The following is a 22,877-nucleotide window of genomic DNA, read 5'->3' on the forward strand; positions in this document are numbered from 1 at the left end:
TGCTCTAAAAGAAGAATTCGAGCAGTTTAAGGAACAAGCTTCAAAACCTCAAATGGTTTGGGTTTCTGGTACTTATTTAGGCAAAAATGAGGATTGCTATGGTCCAATCAATGCACCTCATATGATGAATACAAATGAATATCCTTTTGTATTAACCGGTCCTGATCCAGATATGAAGCATCCAAAGTATGATTATGCAGCTAACAAATGGATTGACCGTGGTGAAGCATACTATGAAGCACAGGTTAAGGAATTATCCAATGATTTAAAAGGATATACTCAAACTGTTTCAAATTTACAACAATCACAGAACGTAGCTATTAATCAATCAGCTCAATTGGCTAAAATGCTTGAAAGTTCAAAGCAATCACAAGAAGCTACGCAAAAGGCTTTACAACAATTGACAGTAATGGTTTCTAAGATTGTACAAACGGCACCAAGTTCAAATCCAACTACAAGCAATGAAGAGAAACAACAATAGGAGGTATTTAGAATGACTTTTGATTTCAATGCAATGTGGTTTGACAACTATAAGGTTTGGTACGACTGTGGATGGTACACAAAGGAACAACTAAGATCGTATGTACCAAATCTTTTCTTAAGCCCAGAAGGCTATGAAAAAATTACGGGTGAAAAATATGAAGAGAGTCAAGGATAAGTTGGATTGGGAGAAGCATGAGCTGATTAAAGCAGGAATTCCTATGATTGTTGTAGCAGCCATTCTACTGCTAGATCGAACCTACTTTTTCTATCCGCCAAATCTTGCTCCAATTTGGAATAATGCATGGCGGATAGCATATGGCTTATTTCTGGGATTCTCTTACTTGTCGCAGGTTTGTGCAACATCAAGAATGATTGGTTGATAGTTACTACATTATGTATAGCCAGTGGTTTTATTGGCTTTTTAATTGCTATTGAGTTGGTTCATTCGTGGGGAGCAAACTTTATTCAATTCCATCCGATGATTGCTTTTGAAGCATATTTCATCGTGAATATCCTGGAAATATCATATAGGCACCATGCTAAAAAATAGAAAGGAGAACGATGTGCACAATAACTTAGATTCTCTGATTACCGTGCTAACCGCTTTTCTTTCGGCATTGTTTTCCTTTTATTTATCAAATAAGAAATTCAATTCTAGCGATAAAAAGGAAGACAGAGATTACATCATGGAGTAGAATGATCGTTTAAATAGAGAAAATCAGGAGCTTAGACAAGAGCTAGAAGAATTAAAAAGGGAGATAAATCATGACAGTTAAAGATTGGTTGTATTTGGGCATTGTCGTTGCTAGTTATGCGATTACTATCGTGGCAGGCATCTATGCTAAAAATAAAAGCAAGATCAATAAGACAACAACTGCAGGTAAAGTAATCGATGTTATTGGTCAGCTTGCTACTTATGCGGTGCATGAAGCAGAGTACACGGGTATGGACGGAGAAGATAAGAGACAGTACGCATCTGAAGTTGTTAGTCAAGGTCTATCTTGGCTAGGGATTAAGAATGTTGATGCTGCATTAATCAATGGTGCATTTGAAAAGAGTGTTAATGCGATGAAACTAGCTAATAATGATTTGTCAGTAAGCCCAGAGCCTAATTATAGTGCTGAGATCGCAACCACAGTGCCAGATTCAGATGTTATTAAGCCAACTGTAGGTAAAAAGGTGACTGAGAATGCCTAGAGAATACGGAATAGATGTTGCAGTTTATCAGCCCACTAATCTAGGTTTTTATGTTAGCCATGGTGCTAAATTTGTTTTTGTCAAAGCAACCGAAGGCACAAATTACATTAATCCTAAAGCTGTAGCGCAAATCAGATCAGCACATGCTAAATACTTCAAAAAACAGTAAATTTGCACTATTAATTCAATTTTTTAAGTTTAGCATTAAAGAAGCCGGTACTTCCCAGGTACCGGCTTTTTTGTGTGCAAAAAAAGAAGACAAAAAGAAGACAATTTTTCGAAAAATCATTTATTTTACCGTATTTTATTGGAAAATCTAGGACACAGTAAAACTATCATAGAAGGCTTTATAAAAGCATTTGTTGATATAAAAGCAAAGCGACAAACATGTTTGATTAAAATTACTGTTTTAATGAAAGTAAATACAAAAATATCGAAGAGAGCTATCAAAGTACCAAAATCCGGTCCAAATCATCAGTCTTCATGATTTAGCTAAATGACTAAGATTTATAACTGTATAAGTTAAAAACTATTTGATTAAGTTTGTGTTTATAAAGCTGATATTAAAGATGTTTTATTAATAAGTTTGATCTTTATAGCTGATTTTTGATTTCTCATAGCTAAAGCTATCAAGTTAGATTTGCTGATGAATTTAACGTAAAAATTCTAAGTGATTTACTTGCTGTAGTTTGCTTTTTGATATAGATTTACATAATTTTTTAAATGTTAATAATGCTATGGCTTATCTAATTAATTACGAAATTATCTTTCAAAATTGGCTGATTTTACCTAAATTAACCAATATTTTCGCTACTTCTCTACCATTTGTATAATACAAATAAGTGTGCTTAAAGTAATCACTTTAAATAATAAAGACATAATTACCTATTTTTTGCGAAAAAATAAGAACCAGAAAACAAGTTTCTAATTCTTACTTTGCTTAATATATTCAAATTTAATTTTTAACGGTAACGATTAAGCACCCTTACGCTTTGTTGGAAGAGATTTTGAGTAATCTGTAAAGATGGATTCTCTACCATACCGTTGTCTAAGAATGACAGATCCTCTGCTCGATCATATAACTGATCAAGATATCCCATTAGATCGTACTCTTCGTCAGAGAAGTAAAGATATGCTAGCTCAGCTAGGTCAAAGCCAGCCTCAATCTTAGGTGCTTCTACATAAGAATCTTCTCGTTGATCAATTTGCTGATGCCATTCCATTAAAGTTAAAAATGGCTTAATTGCCTTGTCTGTATCTGGACGATCTCTTACCTTCATCGTATATTGACCGATCTTAAGGTCGCGATATTTAAATGCAAGGTCTCTAGTTTCAGCAACCTTCTTGTGATAAAGTACCAAGTCACCGAGTCTGATTGCACTATTGGCATCCTCCAGCAATTTAATGCGTGTAATTGCATTATGCTGAATTATCAAGCTTTCAACATAATTACCTAATTCGGTATTTTTAAACTCGAAAAAGTCAGGATCAGTTAGAAAGTCTGCAATATCGCTTCTTTCATCATTGATCTCGGTGTTTCTGTCATATACTAATCTATTAGCCCGTTTCCACATACTTTCAGATTCATCGACAACTGCAATATCTAACAAGTAGTCTTCATCTTCAAGTTCTCTAATAGTGTCATATATTAGGTCCGTGGCCGGGCCAGGCTTACTGCTATTCATAAAAATCCTTTCATATAAAAAACTATCCTAGTTATTGTAATAGTTTTATTGCTGGTTATGCAAGAGATTTGATAATTTTTACCGAAAATAAAAAAACTTGCCCTAAGGCAAGTTTTAGTTCAATTAGTCAGCGTCCTTACTTAATTCGTAAATTGCTTCAGCGTAGATAGCAATTGAATCGATCAAGTCGTCAACCATCATGTATTCGTTAGCTTGGTGCATTACCATTGGAGCACCTTCAGGTTGAGCACCGAAGGCAACACCGTGTTCGAATAAACGACCGTAAGTACCACCACCAATGATAACTTCGTGACCCTTCTTACCAGTTTGACGTTCGTAAACTGCAAGCAAAGTTTTAACAAGTGGATCATCACCAGGTACGTAGTGAGGCTTTTCAAAGCCCTTGTATGATGGAGTAACAACATCGCCGTGTAATTCGTTAACTTGGCTAACCATCTTTTCTGGGTCAGTTCCTTGAGGGTAACGAATGTTGTCTAACAAGTATGCTTCGCCATCTTCTTCGAAACTGAAGATTGAAGGAGCTGAAGAAAGGTCACCCATCAATTCGTCGTGGTGAGCAACACCTAACTTTTCACCCTTGAAGTCTTCATGTTCAACTTCAGCAAGGAAGTGTACATAGTTCTTTGCAGTTCCTGCTAAGTCTAATGAGTCTAAGAATACACCCAAGAAAGTAGCAGCGTTGCGACCAACTTGAGGAGCAGAAGCGTGAGCACCTTGACCAGTTACTTCAAGCTTAGCTTGGCCATCTTCGATAGCAAATTCACCTTCAAGCTTGTTGTCAGCAATGAACTTTTCAAAGTCTGCCTTAATGTCTGATAAGTTATCAGCCTTGATAGTAGCAAAGGCCTTTTGTGGAGTAACGTTAGCAGCAATACCTGCTTCAAACTTAACTAAACGAACGCTACCTTGGCCTTCTGCTGGCTTAAAGTCAAGTCTAAGAGTGTAGATACCTTGTTCACCGTTGATAATTGGGAATTCAGCATCTGGTGAAAATACTTGATCTGGAGTTGGTTCATGCTTCAAGTAGTAGTTAATACCTACCCAACCAGTTTCTTCGTTAGTACCAACAACGAAGTCGATCTTCTTCTTTGGCTTGAAACCTGCTTCCTTAAGCAATAACAAACCGTAGTAAGCAGCAAGTGCTGGACCCTTGTCATCAGCTGAACCACGACCAATAATCTTGCCGTCTTGGATCAACATCTTAAATGGATCAGTTACCCAGCCATCACCTGCAGGAACAACGTCCATGTGGCCGATAACACCAACACGCTTTTCACCTTCACCGTAGTCAACACGACCAGCGTAGTTGTCAACGTTCTTTACGTGGAAGCCATCTCTTTCAGCAAATGATAAGAACTTCAACATCGCCTTAGTAGGGCCTTCACCAACTGGGAATTCTTCAGTTGCGTGTTCAAGATCTTCGGATGAGTCAATAGCGATTAATTCAGCTAAGTCTCTTAAAATATCGTCTTTTTTAGCAGCAGCTAATTCTTTGTAATTTAAATCCATAATGTTTCCTCTCTTTAGGTTATTAATTAAATTCTACCATAAATTTTTAAAAATCAGTGTTATTTAGCCAAATTATGCCAAATCTTATAATTTGAGATTCTAGACACTTTTATGATTAGTTTACTGCTCTTATAAAATTAAACGTCTCTAGAATCGTTCTCTCAGCATAAGCGTCTTAAATATAAAATACTTAATAAGTACGCTTAATAAAGAAATCTGATTTAAGAATAAAAACACGCACCAACTACCGATCTATTAGGCTTTTTACAATATTTTTTAAATTCTATGCGTCTTAATCGCATTATGACGCATAGAAAATTTGCCATAATTTGATCTTTTACTTGCTATCTAACTTGCTTGTGCTATGTTAAAGATAGTTAGATCTATTTTTACTATAAATAAAGGAGGGTTTTTCATGGAATATTTTGAACTTAATGATGGAAACTTAATCCCTAAAATTGGTTTTGGAACTTTCGGCTTACATGGCAGTCAGGGATCGCTGTCAATCAGATCCGCCTTGCTTAATGGCTATCGCTTACTAGATTCAGCCGTCAATTACGAAAATGAAGGTGCCCTTGGCCATGCAATTAAAAATTCAAGTATCGCCCGCGATCAAATTTTTGTCACTGATAAATTGCCAGGTCGCCACCACGACTATCATCAAGCAATTAATCAAATTCAAGAGTCATTGTTTGCTACCGGACTTGATTACATCGATTTGTATTTGATTCACTGGCCTAACCCTAAGGAAGATCATTATGTTGAGGCTTGGCAAGCTTTAGTCGATGCGCAAAAGTTTGGTCTAGTAAGATCTATTGGTGTATCAAACTTTGAACCAGAACATCTTGATCGAATTATTGATGCAACTGGCATTACTCCAGCTGTAAACCAAGTTGAACTTCACCCATATGCTTCAAATAAGACAATCCGTGAATATGATGATAAGTTAGGCATCATCACTGAAGCTTGGAGTCCATTGCAAAGAGCTGGCGAATCATTTAAAGAACCAGTAGTTCAAGAATTAGCCAAAAAGTATCACAAGTCTCCTGCTCAAATAATTTTGCGCTGGGAAACTCAATTAAACGTTGTACCAATTCCTAAGGCAAGCTCTAGTGCACACCAACTCAGCAACACGGACATTTTTGATTTTGAATTAAGTCAAGACGATGTTCAAAAGTTGGTCGACCTTGATCGTCCAGATGGTCGCCGGTTAGATCCAAAGACACATCAAGAATTTTAGGTATAAAAAGACCGAGTCGATTGACTCGGTCTTTTACTATATACAATTTAGATACAATTAATGAAAAACTTGATGAAAAGGGAAATAGTGAAGATGTTAATCTCGAAACTGTTAAATACGAAGATAGTTTTATCATTGATAATTTATATGGTGATGATAATAATTCTATTGTAAATTCAATTCAAGGGTATGATCTGGATAATGATGGAAATATTTATATTTCCAGTCAAAAAGCGCCAGATTTTGATGGCTCTTATTATGCACATCATAAGCAGATTGTTAAGATTCCATATTATGATCGGTCTAAAGAAAGCGAAGACCAATGGAGAGCTGTAAATTTAAGCGAATTCGGTGGCTTGGATATTCCAGGTAAACATAGTGAAGTTGAAAGCATCCAAATTATTGGATATACTTATAATATATATTGCTGGGATAAGAGTAAAATAATTATAGGCATTATTTCTAAATTAAAAGGACAATTATTATGATAAAAAACAAGATTATATCAGCTTCAATTGCAGCATTAATGGCTGTAAGTCCAGTACTTCCACTTAGCTCACAGGCTCATACGGTTCAAGCTGCAGATAATTCTGTCAGAAAGACAGTTATGCATAATTCAATTGCTTATGATAAAGATGGCAATTCAACAGGTCAAAAGTATTACACTTACGGATCAATCAGTGTTGAACCAACCCCTGTAACTATTAACGGTAACCAATATTACAAGATTTCAGGTAAAAACCAATATGTTAGAGTAACTAATATTGATGGTGTAAGACGTAGAGTAACCCACAATGCCTATATTTATCGTACTTCTACTCAAAAAACGCCTTACGGTATGACTGCAAGCAGTAAGAAATGGAAGTTATACAAAGGCGAAATAGTAACTACTTATGGTGGCTATTACACCTTTAAAAATGGTAAGCACTACTTCAAGGTAGGCGGACCAAGAAAGCAATATGTTAGAACTGCTAACTTAGGTCCAGTTATCGGAACTAATACTTCAACAAGTTCTAATAATTCGTCAAACACCCCAACTAATAATACCCAATCAGTTGGTAAATATGAAACCACTGTAACAGTAATTACTCCATACACTTATCTTTTTACAGAAGTTCCAGGTAAAATCCAAGTCCAACGTACTAATAAACGTGTTAAAAAAGGTGATAAGTTTGTGGTAGACCGTTTAGAACAAGGGACACGTGCTGGTACTGGGCAAGACGGTGATGACGATAATGAGCTAGCAATTTATCATATTAAGGGAACGGATTACTGGATTTATAATAATGATGTTCAAGCTGCTAAGCAATTATCAGTTCAGAGTTATAACAAAACAGACAAATCATTAATTACTATGGATCAACCAGTTGAAGTCTACAATGCAGATGGTACTTCTCAAAATATTAGAATTAAGAAGAACGATTCGGCATGGAGAGTTGATAGCTTATCATACATTTGGGTAGCCAAGGAAAATAAGGCTGAACTATTCTATCGTTTACATTTGAATGGTGAATATAGAAGCGTTTATCGCTTAACAAACAATGGCGACTATGTTTCCGATCGTGTTCCAATTAAAAATGCATACATAAAAGCAAGTGAAGTTAAAGTTGATCCAAATGGTTTGAAATTAACACCATCAAACACTGCTGCTGAAGCAGAGGCTGCTGCGAAAAAGTAAAATTAAAAATAGATTTTAAAACTAAAAAACTGATGCATCTAAGCTATAAAGCTAGGAGCATCAGTTTTTTTGCTACATTAGGTCGTCATTGTCTTTGAAAAGTTGCTTGGTTGCGGTGGCCATTCTTTCGGGGATGCCATAGTTCTGCATGAAGGTTCCTGGTTCTTGAATGTAGTCACCATTTTTGCAGGAATAGTCGTAAATAATCTTAAGAGAAAATAGATCTGCTTCCTCTTCTTCTGAGTTTTGCCCTGAAAAGCTAGGCCAATAAGCAATACCTGAATCACCTAACATTAAGTGCCCAATAATAAAAGGCAATTCATTAGAATTGTGCCAGCTAGTGTTGATTATCATCTTGTGCTTATGTTTAAACGAAAGTGCAGGATCATATGGCTCGCCTCTAACTAAGATGTATGAAAGGCCATGCTTAAAAGCATAGTTGAGCAAATATTCAATTAATTCTTCTTTGCCTAGATTTCTAATTTCTTGTCTGCGCGACCTTCCTTGATGTCATCTTCCATTAGTCCTCGAACCATGTTGAGATATCTTTCTGGAACATTATAGCCGTGATATGAATAAGGCTTCTCCTCATCTAATGGGATAGAAGTTGGTTGTCCTTTGGTAGGTATAGGAGTAGGATCATCGGTTTTGCCTTTTAGATAGTCGATTGAAGTATTTAGTACTTCGGCAACGGCTTCTAAGGCATCACCACCAGGTCTTTTGTTCTTCCAATTATAGATAGAATTAGTACCTAACCCAGCCTTATCATTCACTTCACATAAGTTCATTTTTGCTTTCACCAATTAGTTCACAAACAGTAGAAGTAGATTTGCTTACATCAATTCCAAAAGTAACTTGCATAATAAAAACCTCCAAAACTTAGTAGTAAAACGTATTTACTTAAGAAATCAGATCTAATTTTCTAAACTCGACATCTAGTGTCCACATTCTTCGAAGAGACTATTGAAAACTTAAGTAAAACTGCCAGTTTTGTATACGACATCAAGTGTCTAAAGACCTCAGGGCATATCGTTTTACTACTACTTTAATTCTACAAAAGAATAAAAATAGTGAATCAATTATCCCGTCGGATAACTAATTCACTATTTAGCTTAGAATGTTTTGTATTCTGGATTATTGCAAACTGCTTAACATCTTAAATGCAGTAGTGGTGTCGTGGGCCTTCATTTGGTAAACGTTGTCGCCACTCTTCCATGAAATTACAGTGTTAAGCGAGCCAACGCTTTCGCCGACTGTAACTTGAACACTAGAATTAGTAGAAGTTTCTGGCAAGTTGTATTCGTTAACCAAGCTCAACAACTTCTTAGCAGTAGCAGTTGGGTCTTGTTTCATTACAGTTGATGCATCAACCACGAATGACCATTGACCTTGATTCCATTGCAAGTACTTGTGACCAGCTGCACCTTCGCTAGTAGCAGTAGTCTTGTCATCAAGCTTAACAGTTGGCAAGCCAGTTTGTGGTTGCATGTAATTGATAATATCATCAGCGTTTGATACGCTCTTGTATTCTGTTAAGACAGCATATGGCTTTTCGTTAGCAACGCTAGCAGCATTGAAGGCTGAAGCGGTGTTTCCTACGCTGTAGTAAATTACATTCTTTTGGTTATCAGTAGTGTAGCGAACATTTAACTTATCGCTACCAGTGCCTAATCCATCTTTGGTTGGAAGCAACATTCCTGGCAAAGCCTTACGAAGCTTGCTCGTTAATAAATCAATTCTGCTTTCTTTTGGAGCTTGGCTTGAAGGCTTCTTGCTAGATGAAGTTTTTGAACTTTCTGTGGAACTCTTTTGAACTTGTGAGCTTTTATTTGATGAACTAGTACTACTTGAACTTGAGCCACTTTGACCAGCATTGTTAGAACATGCTGACAATGCTAATGCTGCCAAAATTGCTGCAGCTGTAAGACCAATTCTATTTTTCATATTAATCTCCTTACACATAATTTTCTCTAGATCTTATTATATCAGACTTTACGGCCCTAAATTTTAAAAAAGACTATCAGTTGGACAATAATTTTACAATTTCATAACAATTAAGCAGAGTTTCTGTTGCAGAGCTCCCTGTTTGCTATTTTCTTTTTTTATTTTTATAATTAAATTTAGTAACAACTTTATTAGATATTATTTATTCTTAAACGAAATAAAAGCCCGAAGTTTTTTCCTTCAGGCTTTCTATTATATCTTATAATTCTTGTAAGTTTGAATTACTTTTTCTTTTTCGCAATTAATGACTTAAAGTTGATCGCTTTGATATATCTGTCTTTACCAATTCTGTAGTACTCTTTGCCATCCTTTAATTTGACCTTCTTACCGTAAGTCTTGACTAAGGCACCCTTCTTCATCTTCTTGAAAATGAAAATTCTTTCGCCCTTTGAATTATAAGTGTAAGCATTTCTAGTTAAAGTCCGGTTAGTTCCCTTACTGTTAACTAACTTGATATGACTTACTTCTGTTGTGACTTTTTCATCGATTGCGTCATCAACGCTGATAGAAATCGTATCAGCTTGTGCCCTTGATGCGTTGATATTGCCGTTCAATTTCTTCAAGGCAGTCATTAAGTCCTGGACAGCATTGTTAATCTCAACTGCATTAATGCCACTAAATCCGATTGATTTAGCCTTATTTAGTGCTTGATCAACTTCTGCTTGTCGATCAAAGTCTGCCATTGTATAATTTTCTGTCTCGATAGTTTCATTAGCAAAATCAATTGCTTCGGTTGCTTTGCCAGCTGCATCATCTAAGCTAATGGCATCGCCTTTAGCTTTAGCAACGTCTGCTCTAGAAACAGCTTGATCAACCATGCTTTGGCTGTGCTTCTTTTGACTGTCAGAAAGGTTAGTCAAACTGTCGATCGCGCTGATGGCTTCCTTTTTAGCTTGGTCTAAATTGCTTTGACCATTTAATGCTTTTTGTGCATCAATGGTAGCTTGGGTAAGGTCTTGAACAACTAACAATTCATTGGTAATAGTCATTTCTTGCTTAGCAGTTTCCAGCTTTTCATCTAAAGCTACTTGCATAGCTTCATCAGCTTCAGTGTAAGAAGTTGTAGTATGACTTGCTTCAGCTGTCTCGATAGTATCAGCTAATTGAGCAAGGGCTGCTGCCAAACTATCTGTAGCTTCTTTAGCTTTAATAATGGCATCCCTTGAAGTAGAGCTATCTACCAAGTCTTTTGCGTACTGCTTTTGGCTATCTGATAAGTTAGATAAGCTATCGATATCATTAGCAGCTTGCTTCTTAGCTTCTGCTAAGCTACTTTCACCGTTTAACGCAGCCTGTGCTTCAGTGATTGACTTAGCTAAGCTTTCAATTACTGATAAATCATTCGTAATGGTTGATTCGGATTTAACACTTGCAATCTTTTCATCTAAAGCAGTTTGTTTGTCAGTGTCAGCTTCTTTGTATGAAATAGTGTTGTGACTATCTTCAGCTGTCTTGATTACTTCTTGCAAGTTTTCGATTGATTCAGCTAGCTTAGTTGCATCTTCTACAACTGTTGTTACGTTGCTTCTGCTATCTGAATTATTGATCAAATCAGTAGCATGTTGCTTTTGTGAGTCTGATAGATCAATTAAACCATTAATTGATGAAATAGCATTGTTCTTAGCATCAGTTAAGTTAGATTCACCGTTCAATGCAGTTTGTGCTTCGGTGATCTTCTTTGCCAATTCTTCAATTGTTGCTACATCATTAGTAGTGGATAATCCTGTCTTAGCATCAGCGATCTTGCTATCTAGATCAGTTTGCTTTTCACTATCTGCTTCTTTGTAAGAAATTGAATTGTGAGTTGATTCTGCTTGCTTGATTACATCATCTAGATTTGCAATTGATTCATTCAATGCCTTAGCATCATCGCTAGCCTTAATAGCTGCATCCCTTGAAATTGATTCTTCAACAAGATCCTTAGCATGTTGCTTTTGTGAGTCTGATAAGTTAGTCAACTCTTCAATTTCAGAAGTTGCGTTATTCTTAGCATCATTTAGGTTAGATTCACCATTCAATGCAGTCTTGGCATCACTAATTAACTTAGCTAATTCTTCAACTACTGATAAATCATTTACAGTAGACAATTGTTCCTTAGCCTTAGCAATCTTGCTATCTAAATCAGTTTGCTTATCAGTATCTGCTTCTTTGTAAGAAATAGTATCATGATTTGATTCAGCTGCCTTAATAACATTGTCCAAGTTAGAAATTGCATCGTTCAAAGCACTTGCTTCTTCACTAGCCTTAATAGCCTCATCCCTTGAAGTTGAGCCGTTAACTACATCTTTCACATGTTGCCTTTGAGAATCTGACAAGTTTGCCAAATCTTCAATCTCAGAAACAGCATCCTTCTTAGCATCCGCTAAGTTAGACTCACCATTCAAAGCAGTCTTAGCATCGCTAATCGCTTTAGACAATTCTTCAACTACTGACAAGTCCTTAACTACAGAAACTTCTTGCTCAGCAATAGCAACCTTAGTATCAAGCGCTACTTGCTTGTCCTTATCTGCTTCTTTGTAAGCGATCGTGTCACGGCTTGTTTCTACATCATTAATTGCATCCCTCAAGTTAGACATTGCTTGATTTAAAACATCCGCAGCTTGGTTAATCTTAATAATATTAGCTGAACTATCTGCCTTAGCAATAGCATCTTCAATAGCTTGCTTTTGCTTATCGTTTAAGTCAGTCAATTGACTAATCTTTTGACTGCTGTCAGCTTTTTCCTTGGTCAAAACTTCTGCACCGTCAAGACCGCTTTGCGCAGCTTGCAAGTTCTTAGTAGCTTTAACAACTTCGGCTACATCATTGCTATCTTGAATTATTGCAGCTTGATTTAAACTTTCATCAAAAGCAGACTTCTTCTCAGCAGTAGCTTCTTTATAGTTAGAGCTCTTCTTAGCTTTCTCAGCATCTGAAATTGCCTGCTTCAAATCGCCAACATTAGTATTCAATTCACTTGCTGCTTGGCTGATGCCGTTAATATCTTTAACGCTCTTAGCATCCTTTATTTGAGCTTGAGCATATTGCTTTTGATCAGTAGATAAATTATCCAGATCAGCAATTTCTTGACTTGCTTTAGTCTTAGCCTGTGCAAGGTTGGTGTCACCATTCAATGCGCTTTGGGCAAGTTGCAAAACTTGGCTTGCCTGATTAATTGCTTGAATGTCGCTACTTGCCACCATAACTTCCGCATTAGTCAAAGCTTGGCCTAGCGCCTTCTTCTTAGCCTGATCTGCTTCAAGGTAGTTTACTGTTTCCTGGGCATCTTTAGCTGAATTAATTGCTTGCTTTAAGTTGCCTAAAGCTTCATTCAGACTAGTAGCCTGATCTTGCAAGTCATTGATGATAGCTCTAGCTTGAGCTTGATTGATCTTCGCTTGCATAGTTTGGCTTTGATCAGTCGTAAGGTTAGTTAAGCCAGCAAGGTACTGGCTAGCATCAGCTTTAGCTTGGTCTAAATTGCTTTGACCATTTAAGCCGGTTTGTTCAGCTACAATTGAAGCAATTAAATCATTAATTCCTGCATCATCAATTGCCTGCCCCTTTTCAAAATCAGTCGCAATCTTGCCAGCTTCAACTGCCTTAGTCAAAGCTGCTTGCTTATCTTGATCTGCTTCATTGTAGTTGACAGTAGCGTAACTTGCCTCGGCATCAGCAACTGCCTTGATCAACTTACCCATTTCAGCATTCAAATCGCTTGCTTGAGTAGAGATTGCTGCCAAGTTGCTTGACTTGTCTACTGCAACAACTTGATTCTTGAATTCTTGCTTTTGAGCCTGATTCAGGCTAGTTAATTGTTCGATTACCTGGTTGACTTCAGCCTTCTTATTGGCCAAATTCGTTACACCGTTCAAATCAGCTTGGGCATTTAAGACTAAGTTAAGTGCATCAGTTACTGCAGAAACATCCATGCCTACTCGGACACTGTTAGCCGCAGTTAAAGCTTGATCTAGGCTGGTCTTCTTATCGCTATCTGCTTCAAGGTAGCTTACCAATTTTTGAGTAGCTATAACAGAATCGATGGCTTTAGTTAACTTTCCAAGTTCAGTATTTAAACTTTGAGCAGTTGCCCAAGCAGCAGTTGCCTGTGATAAGGTCTGAGCTGCAGAAATTTGATCGATTGAAGCTTGCTTTTGCTCTTGGATCATATTAGCTAAATCGCTAACTGCTTCAATTGCGCCGTCTTTAGCTTCCTTTAATTTTTGGATACCGTTTAACTTAGCTTGAGCGTCTAAGATAGCCTGCTTAGCACTAGTTACTTCGCTATCTAAGATATTTAAAACTAACTTATCTTGTGCATTCAAAATCACTTGGTCAAAATCAGCCCTAATCTGAGCATCAGAATCAGCGTAATTTTGGGTTCCTTGAGCAATTTCTGCTTGGTTAAGGGTCTGCTTTAACCCTGCCATATCGCCGTTAAGTGCTTGCGCGTCCTCCACCATTTGCTCTAAAGCATCATAGCTTGTGGCCTGAGTTAAGTCAGTTGAAATATGACTAACTTGAGCCTTGTTCAAATCACTCATAGCAAAAACTTGCTTTTGGGCATTGGCTAAATTGGCATCACCATTTAGCTTAGCTTGAGCATCAGTAATTGCTTGTTGCAATTCGTTCACTTGAACTAAGTCGATAGCTTGCTCTAAATCAGCCTTAGCTGCATCAACGCTGGCATCAAACATCATTTGCAAATCTGACAAAGCACACTTGTAGTTAACTGTTTGAGACAGGTCTTTAACCAAATCAAGTTGGTTCTTCAAATCAAGCATGCCTTGATCAAGCTTTTGCATCTTAATAACTACTGCTTGCAAAGCTGCGTAATCCGTTGCTGTAGAAATAGCTTGCTTAGCGTCAGAATTTTGCCATTTGTTGATGTTAGTTAGCTTACTAATATCTGAATGAGCCTTAACTAAATTGTTGTAGCCATCTAATGCACGCTTGTCGTTATTGATCATGCCAATCAAGTCTAAGACATAGCCGACACTAGCATCTTGACCTTGGTTTAAAATCGCATCAGCTTTAGAATTGTCAGCTGAAGCATTAGCCTTGTACTTATCTGAAGCGTACTTGTAATTAGTGTTGTCTACTAAGTCAGCTGCTGCTTTTTGCAACTGGATCATGCCGTTATCCAGTCTAGTAGCGTCACTAACAGCATGATCTAGTTCAGCTGAGTTGTTAGCTTGTTCAACTTGAGCTAGGGCAGTCTTTTTCTGTGCATCATTTAAGTTGGTCAAGGCTGACACGGTATCTTTAGCCTTTGAGCGGTCAATCTTGATGTAAACATAAGCATCGTGATCAGTTGAAAAAGTTCCAACCAAGTTGCTAGTGCCAACTACGAGATAGCCTTCTGGTGCAATTGCTGCTGAGCTAAAGTCATAGCTTTCACCCATGTCGCCAGTGTAAGTCAAATCAGAGATCTGATTGCCAGTAGCTGGATCAACCGCTGCGATACCATCAACTGGAGCATATTCAGTATGTTCGTGGTCTGAACTAACATCAATATAGTGAATGTTAAGTTGACTCTTTTCAGCTTGGCCTACCTTGTGGTAGTAGTAAACCATGGAATTATCAACATAGTTGACCAAGTTGCTGTAAGTGTAGTCCTTGCCACCAACTGAGAAGGTCATCTTGTTATTGTCTAAGCCATGACCCAAGATTTGACTGCCATAGTTTTCTAGTGGTTGCCCCTTGTAGTAGGCAGTTGCTCTAACAGTACCATGTGCATCTAGAACAGTCTGTTCAACATAGATGTCGTCAGTGATGTACTGAGTGTAAGTGCCACCAATCTTGTAAGAGGCAATTACGCCATCTTGATAAGACAAGCCTAAAGTCTCTGGACTGCTTACTAGTTCATAACCCTCAATCTCAGGTGCATCGCCATTGATTTTGTAGCCTTGGTAACCATAACCTGAGATTTCTAGTGGCTTAGCAATATCTTCGCCAGTTTCTTGATCAACATATCTGATTGAAGTCTTAGTTTCTTGTGGGATCACACTAGCCCATCGACCGATGTGATCGTGGTAGTTAAGTGCATCAATCTGGCGCACATTGAGACCTTCGTATCTAGGATTCAAGATTCCTTGGTCAAAAATTGGCGTCAAACCATTTTCACCAGTTGCGCGGTCCTTGTAATCCTTATAGCCAACTGAGAATGATTCACCCTTGTAGTTGTGAATGATCAAGTCGTATGTACTACCACCAATACCTGCAAAGCCGCTATAGCTGATCTTAGCTTCTTGATCTGGAGCTAAAGTTTCAAGCTGAACATTGTTAGAGAAGGTATGGACAATATAAGCATAAAGATTCTGGTCCTTAGCATCTTGTCCTCTAGCAAAGATAATGATTCGGTGATAATCTTCAGTGTTATCAACATATCCTGCAAAGAAGTATTGATCAGGATTTTCTTTGATAATTCCCTTCTTGAAAAGATCACCAAAAATTGTCTTCTCCGCATTGCTTGGATAATCAAACATTCCTTTAGCAATTGTCTGATCAACCCAAGTACCTTTGCCGCTCTTGCTAGCATAGTCTTCCATCATTGGATCAGTAACCTTGGTTACAGTCTGAGTAGTATCAGGCAAAGCAGCTAATTTTTCTGCTTCTGCTTGCTCTTTACTTTTATCTTGCTTTTGTTCTTCAGCTGCAGTTTTATCTGTTTGACTGTCAGACTTAGTCAAATCTGCAGTTGAATCAGCCACTGAATTAGTTGCATCAGTCTGATCACTAGAAGTCTTATCTGAAGTATTGGCAGATAAAGTTTGTACCTCTACTGCGCTTTCATCAGTAGTATTTACACTGCCATCTACTGGAGTTTCCACCTCATCAGTATCCACATCCGGTAAGTCGTTACCTTCATCATTATCAACTATATCGGCATATACCAATACTTTGTTCTTTTCAGCATTAACCCCGAAAACCGTTATTCCTAGTAGGACTGAAGCTACACCTACATTTAACTTTCGTAAACTAAACCGTTCTTCTCTTTTTAGTTCTTCGAAATTGACTTTTTTCATGTATATTTCCCCTAATCAATTTCATCAATATACAGAGCTGTATATGAGAATAAATTATTATAACTTAGTATGTTATATAGTATTTAATAAATTTGCAAGTCTCCACCAACTTGCCTATCGATCCACTATTTTTACTACATAAGTCTATATGTTAACATTATACCGTTATTCACGACATACGTATACAAGTTTTTTTACCATAGTGTTAAGTATAATATGCCTTTTTGTAGCATTTTTAAGAACAAAAAAATACAGAATCCAATGGATTCTGTATTTAAACTAACTGTTATTAGTTTATTTCTTCTTTGGGGCTACAAAGTTGATTACTCTAATGTATTGGCCCTTGCCAACTCTGTAGTACTTCTTGCCGTTCTTGAAGATGAATGCCTTACCGTAAGTTGTTACCTTCTTACCCTTCTTCAACTTCTTGATGATAGCAATTCTTTGACCCTTGGAGTTGTAAACATAGGCGTTACGCTTCAATGTGCGCTTTCTACCAGTTACATTAGTTACAAGTACGTATTCATCCTTGCCAGCTAACTTGTAGTAGTTTCTGCCCTTAATTCTTACTACCTTAGGGATGTACTTAAGTGAGTCGTATGACTTGTATCTGTTCTTAGTTGGCTTGCCGTTCTTGTCGTAACCAATTGCAGCGTGCATGTATTTACCATCGACAGTCTTTTCGCTAGGACCTTGGCTTGACTTGCCTGGCAAGATGTTAGTCATACCGATAGTGTCTGGGGATGAAGTAGTTGTATCAGCTTGGCTATTGGTGTTAGAACCGTTTTCACCGCCGTTCAACTTGTCGATTGCATCGTTGATGTTCTTGGTTGCATCCTTGATAGTTTCAGCAGTGGCATCCTTGTCGGTCTTAGCCTTTTCGCCATCAGTGATTGACTTATCAAGATCATCCTTCTTGCCCTGGTCAGAGTTGTTGTAGTCGGAAGTGCCTTGAGCATCCTTAGCCTTGTTGATGTCATCTTTATTGGTTGCGTTGTTGACTTCGTCATGAGCCTTGTTCTTTTGATCGTCTGTCAAGTCCATAAAATTTTTACTACTTATATGGTAAACATATACTACAAGTTAATTATATCATTGTATAGATGATTAAACACAAGGTTATTATTATATAACGCATAGCTTATACATACCTTTAACGGGATTATGCGCAACTTTCTTATCAAACCATAAGAAAAAGATCCAAGTGTATGACCTGGATCTTTACAGACAAATTATTCAAATTTTATATAGAAAGTATTCTTTAGATAAATTTACCTAAAACAAAGAGTACGACACAGATTACCACTAGGTAAAGTGCACACCACTTAAGGGCTTGCTTGAGAATTTCACCTTCACTACCTTCTTGGCCGATAGCAGCTGAAGCAACGGCAATACTTTGTGGTGAGATCATCTTACCAGCAGTAGCACCAACCATGTTGTTAGCAACTAGCCAGTATTCGTTTACGCCTAATGAATGAGCAGCTGACAATTGCAAGCCACCAAACAAGACGTTGGCTGAAGTGTCTGAACCAGTAATGAAAGTACCAAGGGCACCGATAATTGGAGCAACCAATGGGTAAACTGGACCCATTATTTTAACCAAAGTATCAGCAAGGCTAGCAGTCATTTGTGAGTAGCCCATTACCTTAGCAAGAGCAACGATGGCACAAACAGTAATCGCAGTTTTCCAAATACCGGCAATAGTCTTGCCTAAGATGCCAAACAATTCACCTGCACCTAAGCCTTGGATTAAGCCACCGATGAAAGTGGCAACGATGATCAAAGTACCAGGTGAAGCAAGCAAGTTCAAATTGAATAGTCCTGCACCCTTACCAGTGTAAACTGGGAATTTAATTGAGGCAGCGTTTAACGCGTGATTGATAGGTGGAACTAATGAACTTGCCAAAAGAACAAAGACAAAAACCAAAATAAATGGTGCACAGGCCTTCAATAATTCGCTAGTTGAGTGATGTGGCACATCAATTTTTTCAGCTGATGGATCAGCTTTTCTAGTCTTAGCTATCGCCACAGTAACAGCAATACTCAAGATTGAACCAACAATTGCTGGAAGTTCTGGACCAACAAACTTAGCTACGAATATTTGTGGCAAAGCAAATGCCAAACCTGACATCAAGGTAATTAAGAACACACCCTTGATGCTCTTAATGCCCTTGTCGACAACAGCAACAAGAACAAATGGAATCAACACGATCAACAATAGAAGTTGGAGAGTTACCACAACTGACAAATGGTTCAAGTTAAGACCAGTTACTTGTCCCAAAGTGATAACTGGCAAACCAATCGCACCAAAGGCAGTTGGTGTAGTGTTAGCGATTAAACAAACTACTGAGGCTTTAATCGGATCAACACCAAAAGAAATCATAATTCCGGCTGGAATTGCAACAGCTGTACCAAAGCCAGCAATGGCTTCAAGGAATCCCCCAAAGCCCCAGGCAATGATCAAAGTAAGGATACGCTTGTCAGTCGTAATTGCTGAAAGCATATCTTGAATCTTATTCATCGCCCCAGACTTGGTTGTCACATTGTAAGTAAACAAGGCAGCGATGATTACGTAAATGATTGGGAAAAGCCCCATCAACGCCCCCTCCAAGGCACCGCTAAAAGTGTCTAGTGGCGATAACTTAAAGCCAAAAATAGAAATAATAATTGTCAAGGCCAAACCAATTGTTGTGGCCTTCGGAGCAGCCATTTTCAATACTCCCAAAGAAACGATTAACCATACGATAGGAATTAAGGCTAAAACAAACTTTAACATACTTCCACGCCTTTCTAATTAACTCGATAGTTACATAATACATGAAAGCGATTGCAAAAGATAGTGAAAAGCTAGAAAAAATTCGTTTCAGCCTAGTAGTATCAATGATTATTATTTCACAAGCTTCTCAATATCGATCAAACTTTTCCACCCTTTTAAAGGGATAAAAGCTAGCTAAATGCACTAAAAAAGCCCAATTTGTGAATTTGTAACAAAAATCACGTACTGGGCTTTAAAAAGTAAAAAATTTTTTCGTTTTTTTATAAAAATAAACTGATCAGCGCTAAAATTGGCAGTCCACCTTGCATCAAAATAATTTTTGGATTGCTAGTGATTGCTCCATATGCTGCTACCAAAATGATATAAACTAGTAAAACGATTAAGGCAGTTTGGCTGGCAAAAACAAAAGTTGCTAATAACACTTCGGCTGCAATCAAACCGTTGTAGACGCCCTGATTTTTGAATAAGGTAATAATCATTTCGTTAGCTTGATCTGCCTTAGCTAAGCCAAAGACCTTGGCAGTCTTAGCCGACTTAGGTGCAAAGGTCTCTAAATACATGATATATAAAAATTCGACCGCAACTGCTACTGCAAGCACCTTACTGATAACTGACATCATATTCACTCTTTCTAATTGATTATAATTTCTCATTGTAACATTATAAATAATTGTCTTATAATTAGACTTGATCTATATCAAGAAAAGGATGATTTTTATGGAACATTCTCCACTTTCCTGCATCTCCCAAGCCGAACTCTTTAAGGACTTGCCCCTTGAATTGCGTAAACAGCTAGTGACCGTCTCCAGTCATCAGCAAATGTTTAAAAAAGGCAGCTTAATTCGTCAACCCGATGATGGCAATGATGGCATGATGCTAGTCGATCACGGCCGAGCTAAAGTCTACAGCATTGCTGAAAATGGCAAAGAATCAGTGCTAGAAGTCCTAAAGACCGGCGACTTTGAAGGTCAAGCCAGTCTCTTTCGTCATGAAGCAAGCGACAATTTTATCGAAGCTTTAGAAGACACCACCATTTGCTCAATTAAGCGAATCGATTTTCAAAATTTACTACAAAAACATCCCGAAATTTCGATCAACTTGCTCAATAGCTTTGGCCAAAAGTTGACTGAAATAGAGAAAAATACCAGTAGAAGAAATTCTCTTGAAGCCAAAGACCGCCTCTTTGCTTACCTTGAAGACCAAGCTAGAGAACAAGGTAGCGATTCTTTCAAGTTAACCATGAAGAAGAAGGATCTTGCTAGCTATCTTGGTTTTACCCCTGAAACACTCAGTCGTCAATTAAAAAAATTGGCAGCTGAAGGTCGAATCAACTTAAACGGAAAGCAAGTTGAAATCTTATAAAAAAGAAGCCCGACGAGGAAAAATCGGACTTCTGTATGCTAACCACTTATAGTATTATATTAATAAGGTTATAGGAATAACCAGTTGAAAATAGTTCGTGTTTAAATCTTATGATATCATCATCCTTTCCTTATATGATGGTATGGAAGATAGAACTGGTGACGAATTTACCAATAAAACTTTTACAACTTATTACATCCCCTCTTTCACGTAAAACCCTTTGTTTCTAATTACATTATATACTGTGAAAAATATAATAGCTAACAAAACGCTCAACTAAAAAAGCTTTGACTTTAGGGATGTAAGCGGTTATAATTATGTCGATGACGAATTTCTAATAACATACAATAAAAAAGGCCAGTACAAACATGGTCTTTTTTATTGTGTTTTTTTATTTTTGTTCTAGTAACAAAGCATTTGCCTAACATCTTTTCATTTGATCAGTAAACTACCATCTGCTACTGAGATATTTTCTTCTTGCTACTTCTCAGTATTTTAAATGCATGCTATAATAAATCTTATATGATTTTAATTAAGGAGTTTTATCAATGCATGAATTAACTATCCAAGAAATTGAAAAGTTTAGCCATGACCTTAACCAAGATGCTAAGAATGCTGTCGTTGGTCGTGCTGCTAGACGTAGCGGCTTATACGAAGCATCATTCAATGATCATGTCTCACAAAAATTAACCCATGTCTTTTCAACTGAACTTGATACTAACAACGTTACCAACCAACTTCACTCAGGTCGTTGCTGGGAATTCTCAGCTTTAAATGTACTTCGTCACGAATTCGGTAAGAAGTACAAGGCTAAGGACTTCACTTTCTCTCAAGCCTACAACTTCTTCTGGGACAAGATTGAACGTGCCAATGTCTTCTACGACCAAATCATCTCTTCAGCTGACAAGCCTCTACATGATCGCACTGTTAGAGCTTACCTTGATTTAGCTGGACAAGATGGTGGCTTATGGCACATGGCTACTTCTTTAATTGAAAAGTACGGCGTAGTTCCTACTTATGCAATGCCAGAAAACTTCAACACTAATAACACTGAAGGCTTGAAGGAAAACCTTGCTAAGAAGTTGAAAAAGGATGCCTTAGTCTTAAGAAAGCTTGTTCAAGCAGGCGATGAAGCTGGCGTTGAAAAAGCTCGCAAAGAACTGCTTAACGAAGTTTACCGCATGACTGCTATTGCTGTTGGTGAACCACCTAAGACTTTCGATCTTGAATACAGAGATGACGACAAGAACTACCATTTGGATAAGAACCTTACTCCAGTTGAATTCTTCAATAAGTACTTGTCAGAAGTTGACTTTGACGACTACGTTGTTTTGGCAAATGCACCAGACCACGAATACAACAAGCTTTACGCTCTTCCATTTGAAGACAACGTTAACGGCAAGTACCCTAACACTTACCTAAATGTGCCAATGGAATACTTAGCTCAAGCTGCGATTGCTCAACTTAAGGACGGCGAAGCTGTTTGGTTTACTAACGATGTTGCTAAGGGCAAGGACAACAAGACCGGTTTCTTATCAACTGATTTGTACAAGTTCGAAGAATTGTTCGACGTTGACATGAGCATGACTAAGGCAGAACGTTTGGCAACTGGTGAAGGTACTATGAGCCACGCTATGACTTTAGTCGGCGTTGATGAAGACAATGGCGAAATCCGTCAATGGAAGGTTGAAAATTCTTGGGGCGACAAAGTAGGCAACAAAGGTTACTACGTAATGAGCAACGAATGGTTCAACGAATACGTTTACGAAGTTGTTGTTCACAAGAAGTATTTGACTAAGGAACAAGTTGCCTTAGCAGAAGGTCCAGCAGAAGCAATGCCTGTTTGGGACTCAATGGCTTAATTTAGTAAAATAAAGTAAATGCTATACTTTAACAGTAAATTTCTATTGCACTT

The 22,877-nt window shown here is 37.6% G+C and carries 18 protein-coding genes and 2 pseudogenes; 10 read left to right on the forward strand and 10 right to left on the reverse strand.

The features are described from left to right. The 5 genes from BN53_RS09720 to BN53_RS09450 all read left to right on the forward strand — a co-directional run. On the forward strand, window positions 1-481 hold a 481-nt coding region (locus BN53_RS09720), incomplete at its 5' end, for an exocyst complex component 4 (RefSeq protein ID WP_040537357.1). A 12-nt stretch (window positions 482-493) separates the two neighbouring features. Continuing rightward, entirely contained in the window at window positions 494-658 is a 165-nt protein-coding gene (locus BN53_RS09445; RefSeq protein WP_009560028.1) for an XkdX family protein, read from the forward strand. After that, entirely contained in the window at window positions 639-863 is a 225-nt protein-coding gene (locus BN53_RS09280) for a hypothetical protein (protein WP_009560029.1), read from the forward strand. The genes BN53_RS09445 and BN53_RS09280 overlap by 20 nt, the downstream gene beginning before the upstream one ends. Before the next feature lie 385 nt (window positions 864-1,248). Continuing rightward, complete coding sequence (locus BN53_RS05955) at window positions 1,249-1,680, forward strand: phage holin (RefSeq protein ID WP_009560031.1); 432 nt, start codon at window positions 1,249-1,251, stop codon at window positions 1,678-1,680. After that, entirely contained in the window at window positions 1,673-1,849 is a 177-nt protein-coding gene (locus BN53_RS09450; protein WP_009560032.1) for a GH25 family lysozyme, read from the forward strand. The genes BN53_RS05955 and BN53_RS09450 overlap by 8 nt, the downstream gene beginning before the upstream one ends. Before the next feature lie 793 nt (window positions 1,850-2,642). Here the strand turns inward: BN53_RS09450 and BN53_RS05960 are convergent. Beyond that, window positions 2,643-3,365 (reverse strand): hypothetical protein, encoded by a 723-nt coding sequence (locus tag BN53_RS05960; protein ID WP_009560033.1) that lies wholly within the window; start codon window positions 3,363-3,365, stop codon window positions 2,643-2,645. Window positions 3,366-3,488: 123 nt separating this feature from the next. Next, window positions 3,489-4,895 (reverse strand): dipeptidase PepV, encoded by a 1,407-nt coding sequence (gene pepV / locus BN53_RS05965; protein ID WP_009560034.1) that lies wholly within the window; start codon window positions 4,893-4,895, stop codon window positions 3,489-3,491. A 415-nt stretch (window positions 4,896-5,310) separates the two neighbouring features. On the opposite strand from pepV, the gene BN53_RS05970 reads away from it, so the two are divergent. The 3 genes and pseudogenes from BN53_RS05970 (at window position 5,311) to BN53_RS05980 (ending at window position 7,813) form a co-directional block, all read left to right on the forward strand. Beyond that, window positions 5,311-6,135 (forward strand): aldo/keto reductase, encoded by an 825-nt coding sequence (locus BN53_RS05970; RefSeq protein ID WP_009560035.1) that lies wholly within the window; start codon window positions 5,311-5,313, stop codon window positions 6,133-6,135. Window positions 6,136-6,167: 32 nt separating this feature from the next. Then, a pseudogene (locus tag BN53_RS05975) lies at window positions 6,168-6,542 on the forward strand (helveticin-J); the annotation flags it as partial. A gap of 77 nt (window positions 6,543-6,619) precedes the next feature. After that, the gene (locus BN53_RS05980) at window positions 6,620-7,813 is read left to right on the forward strand and encodes an SLAP domain-containing protein (RefSeq protein ID WP_009560037.1); all 1,194 of its coding nucleotides are present in this window, start codon (window positions 6,620-6,622) and stop codon (window positions 7,811-7,813) included. 72 nt (window positions 7,814-7,885) lie between these two features. Here BN53_RS05980 and BN53_RS05985 read toward each other — a convergent pair whose 3' ends face one another. The 8 genes and pseudogenes from BN53_RS05985 to BN53_RS06020 all read right to left on the reverse strand — a co-directional run bounded on the left by BN53_RS05985 (window position 7,886) and on the right by BN53_RS06020 (window position 20,217). Beyond that, entirely contained in the window at window positions 7,886-8,260 is a 375-nt protein-coding gene (locus BN53_RS05985) for a hypothetical protein (RefSeq protein WP_009560038.1), read from the reverse strand. A gap of 23 nt (window positions 8,261-8,283) precedes the next feature. After that, window positions 8,284-8,601, reverse strand: coding sequence for a helix-turn-helix transcriptional regulator (locus BN53_RS05990; RefSeq protein WP_009560039.1), 318 nt, complete (start codon window positions 8,599-8,601; stop codon window positions 8,284-8,286). After that, window positions 8,594-8,674: pseudogene (locus BN53_RS05995) on the reverse strand (Mobile element protein); the annotation flags it as partial. The pseudogene BN53_RS05995 and the gene BN53_RS05990, both read right to left, overlap by 8 nt. Window positions 8,675-8,947: 273 nt before the next feature. Further along, on the reverse strand, window positions 8,948-9,757 hold the full coding sequence (locus BN53_RS06000; protein WP_009560040.1) for a hypothetical protein: 810 nt from the start codon (window positions 9,755-9,757) through the stop codon (window positions 8,948-8,950). Window positions 9,758-10,038: 281 nt separating this feature from the next. Next, a complete protein-coding gene (locus BN53_RS06005; RefSeq protein WP_009560041.1) occupies window positions 10,039-16,824 on the reverse strand; it encodes an SLAP domain-containing protein in 6,786 nt (2,261 codons plus the stop codon). Window positions 16,825-17,118: 294 nt separating this feature from the next. After that, entirely contained in the window at window positions 17,119-17,868 is a 750-nt protein-coding gene (locus tag BN53_RS09285) for an SLAP domain-containing protein (RefSeq protein WP_009560042.1), read from the reverse strand. Window positions 17,869-18,085: 217 nt separating this feature from the next. Beyond that, the gene (locus BN53_RS06015) at window positions 18,086-19,600 is read right to left on the reverse strand and encodes an L-lactate permease (RefSeq protein ID WP_009560043.1); all 1,515 of its coding nucleotides are present in this window, start codon (window positions 19,598-19,600) and stop codon (window positions 18,086-18,088) included. A 260-nt stretch (window positions 19,601-19,860) separates the two neighbouring features. After that, complete coding sequence (locus BN53_RS06020; RefSeq protein ID WP_040537365.1) at window positions 19,861-20,217, reverse strand: DUF1304 domain-containing protein; 357 nt, start codon at window positions 20,215-20,217, stop codon at window positions 19,861-19,863. 100 nt (window positions 20,218-20,317) lie between these two features. On the opposite strand from BN53_RS06020, the gene BN53_RS06025 reads away from it, so the two are divergent. Both BN53_RS06025 and BN53_RS06030 read left to right on the forward strand, forming a co-directional pair. Next, window positions 20,318-20,962, forward strand: coding sequence for a Crp/Fnr family transcriptional regulator (locus tag BN53_RS06025; protein WP_009560045.1), 645 nt, complete (start codon window positions 20,318-20,320; stop codon window positions 20,960-20,962). Between the two features lie 548 nt (window positions 20,963-21,510). Next, window positions 21,511-22,824, forward strand: coding sequence for a C1 family peptidase (locus BN53_RS06030; protein WP_009560046.1), 1,314 nt, complete (start codon window positions 21,511-21,513; stop codon window positions 22,822-22,824). The last annotated feature ends 53 nt before the right edge of the window (window positions 22,825-22,877 follow it).

It is taken from the genome of Lactobacillus pasteurii DSM 23907 = CRBIP 24.76, assembly GCF_000297025.1.
Classification (GTDB): Bacteria; Bacillota; Bacilli; order Lactobacillales; family Lactobacillaceae; genus Lactobacillus; species Lactobacillus pasteurii.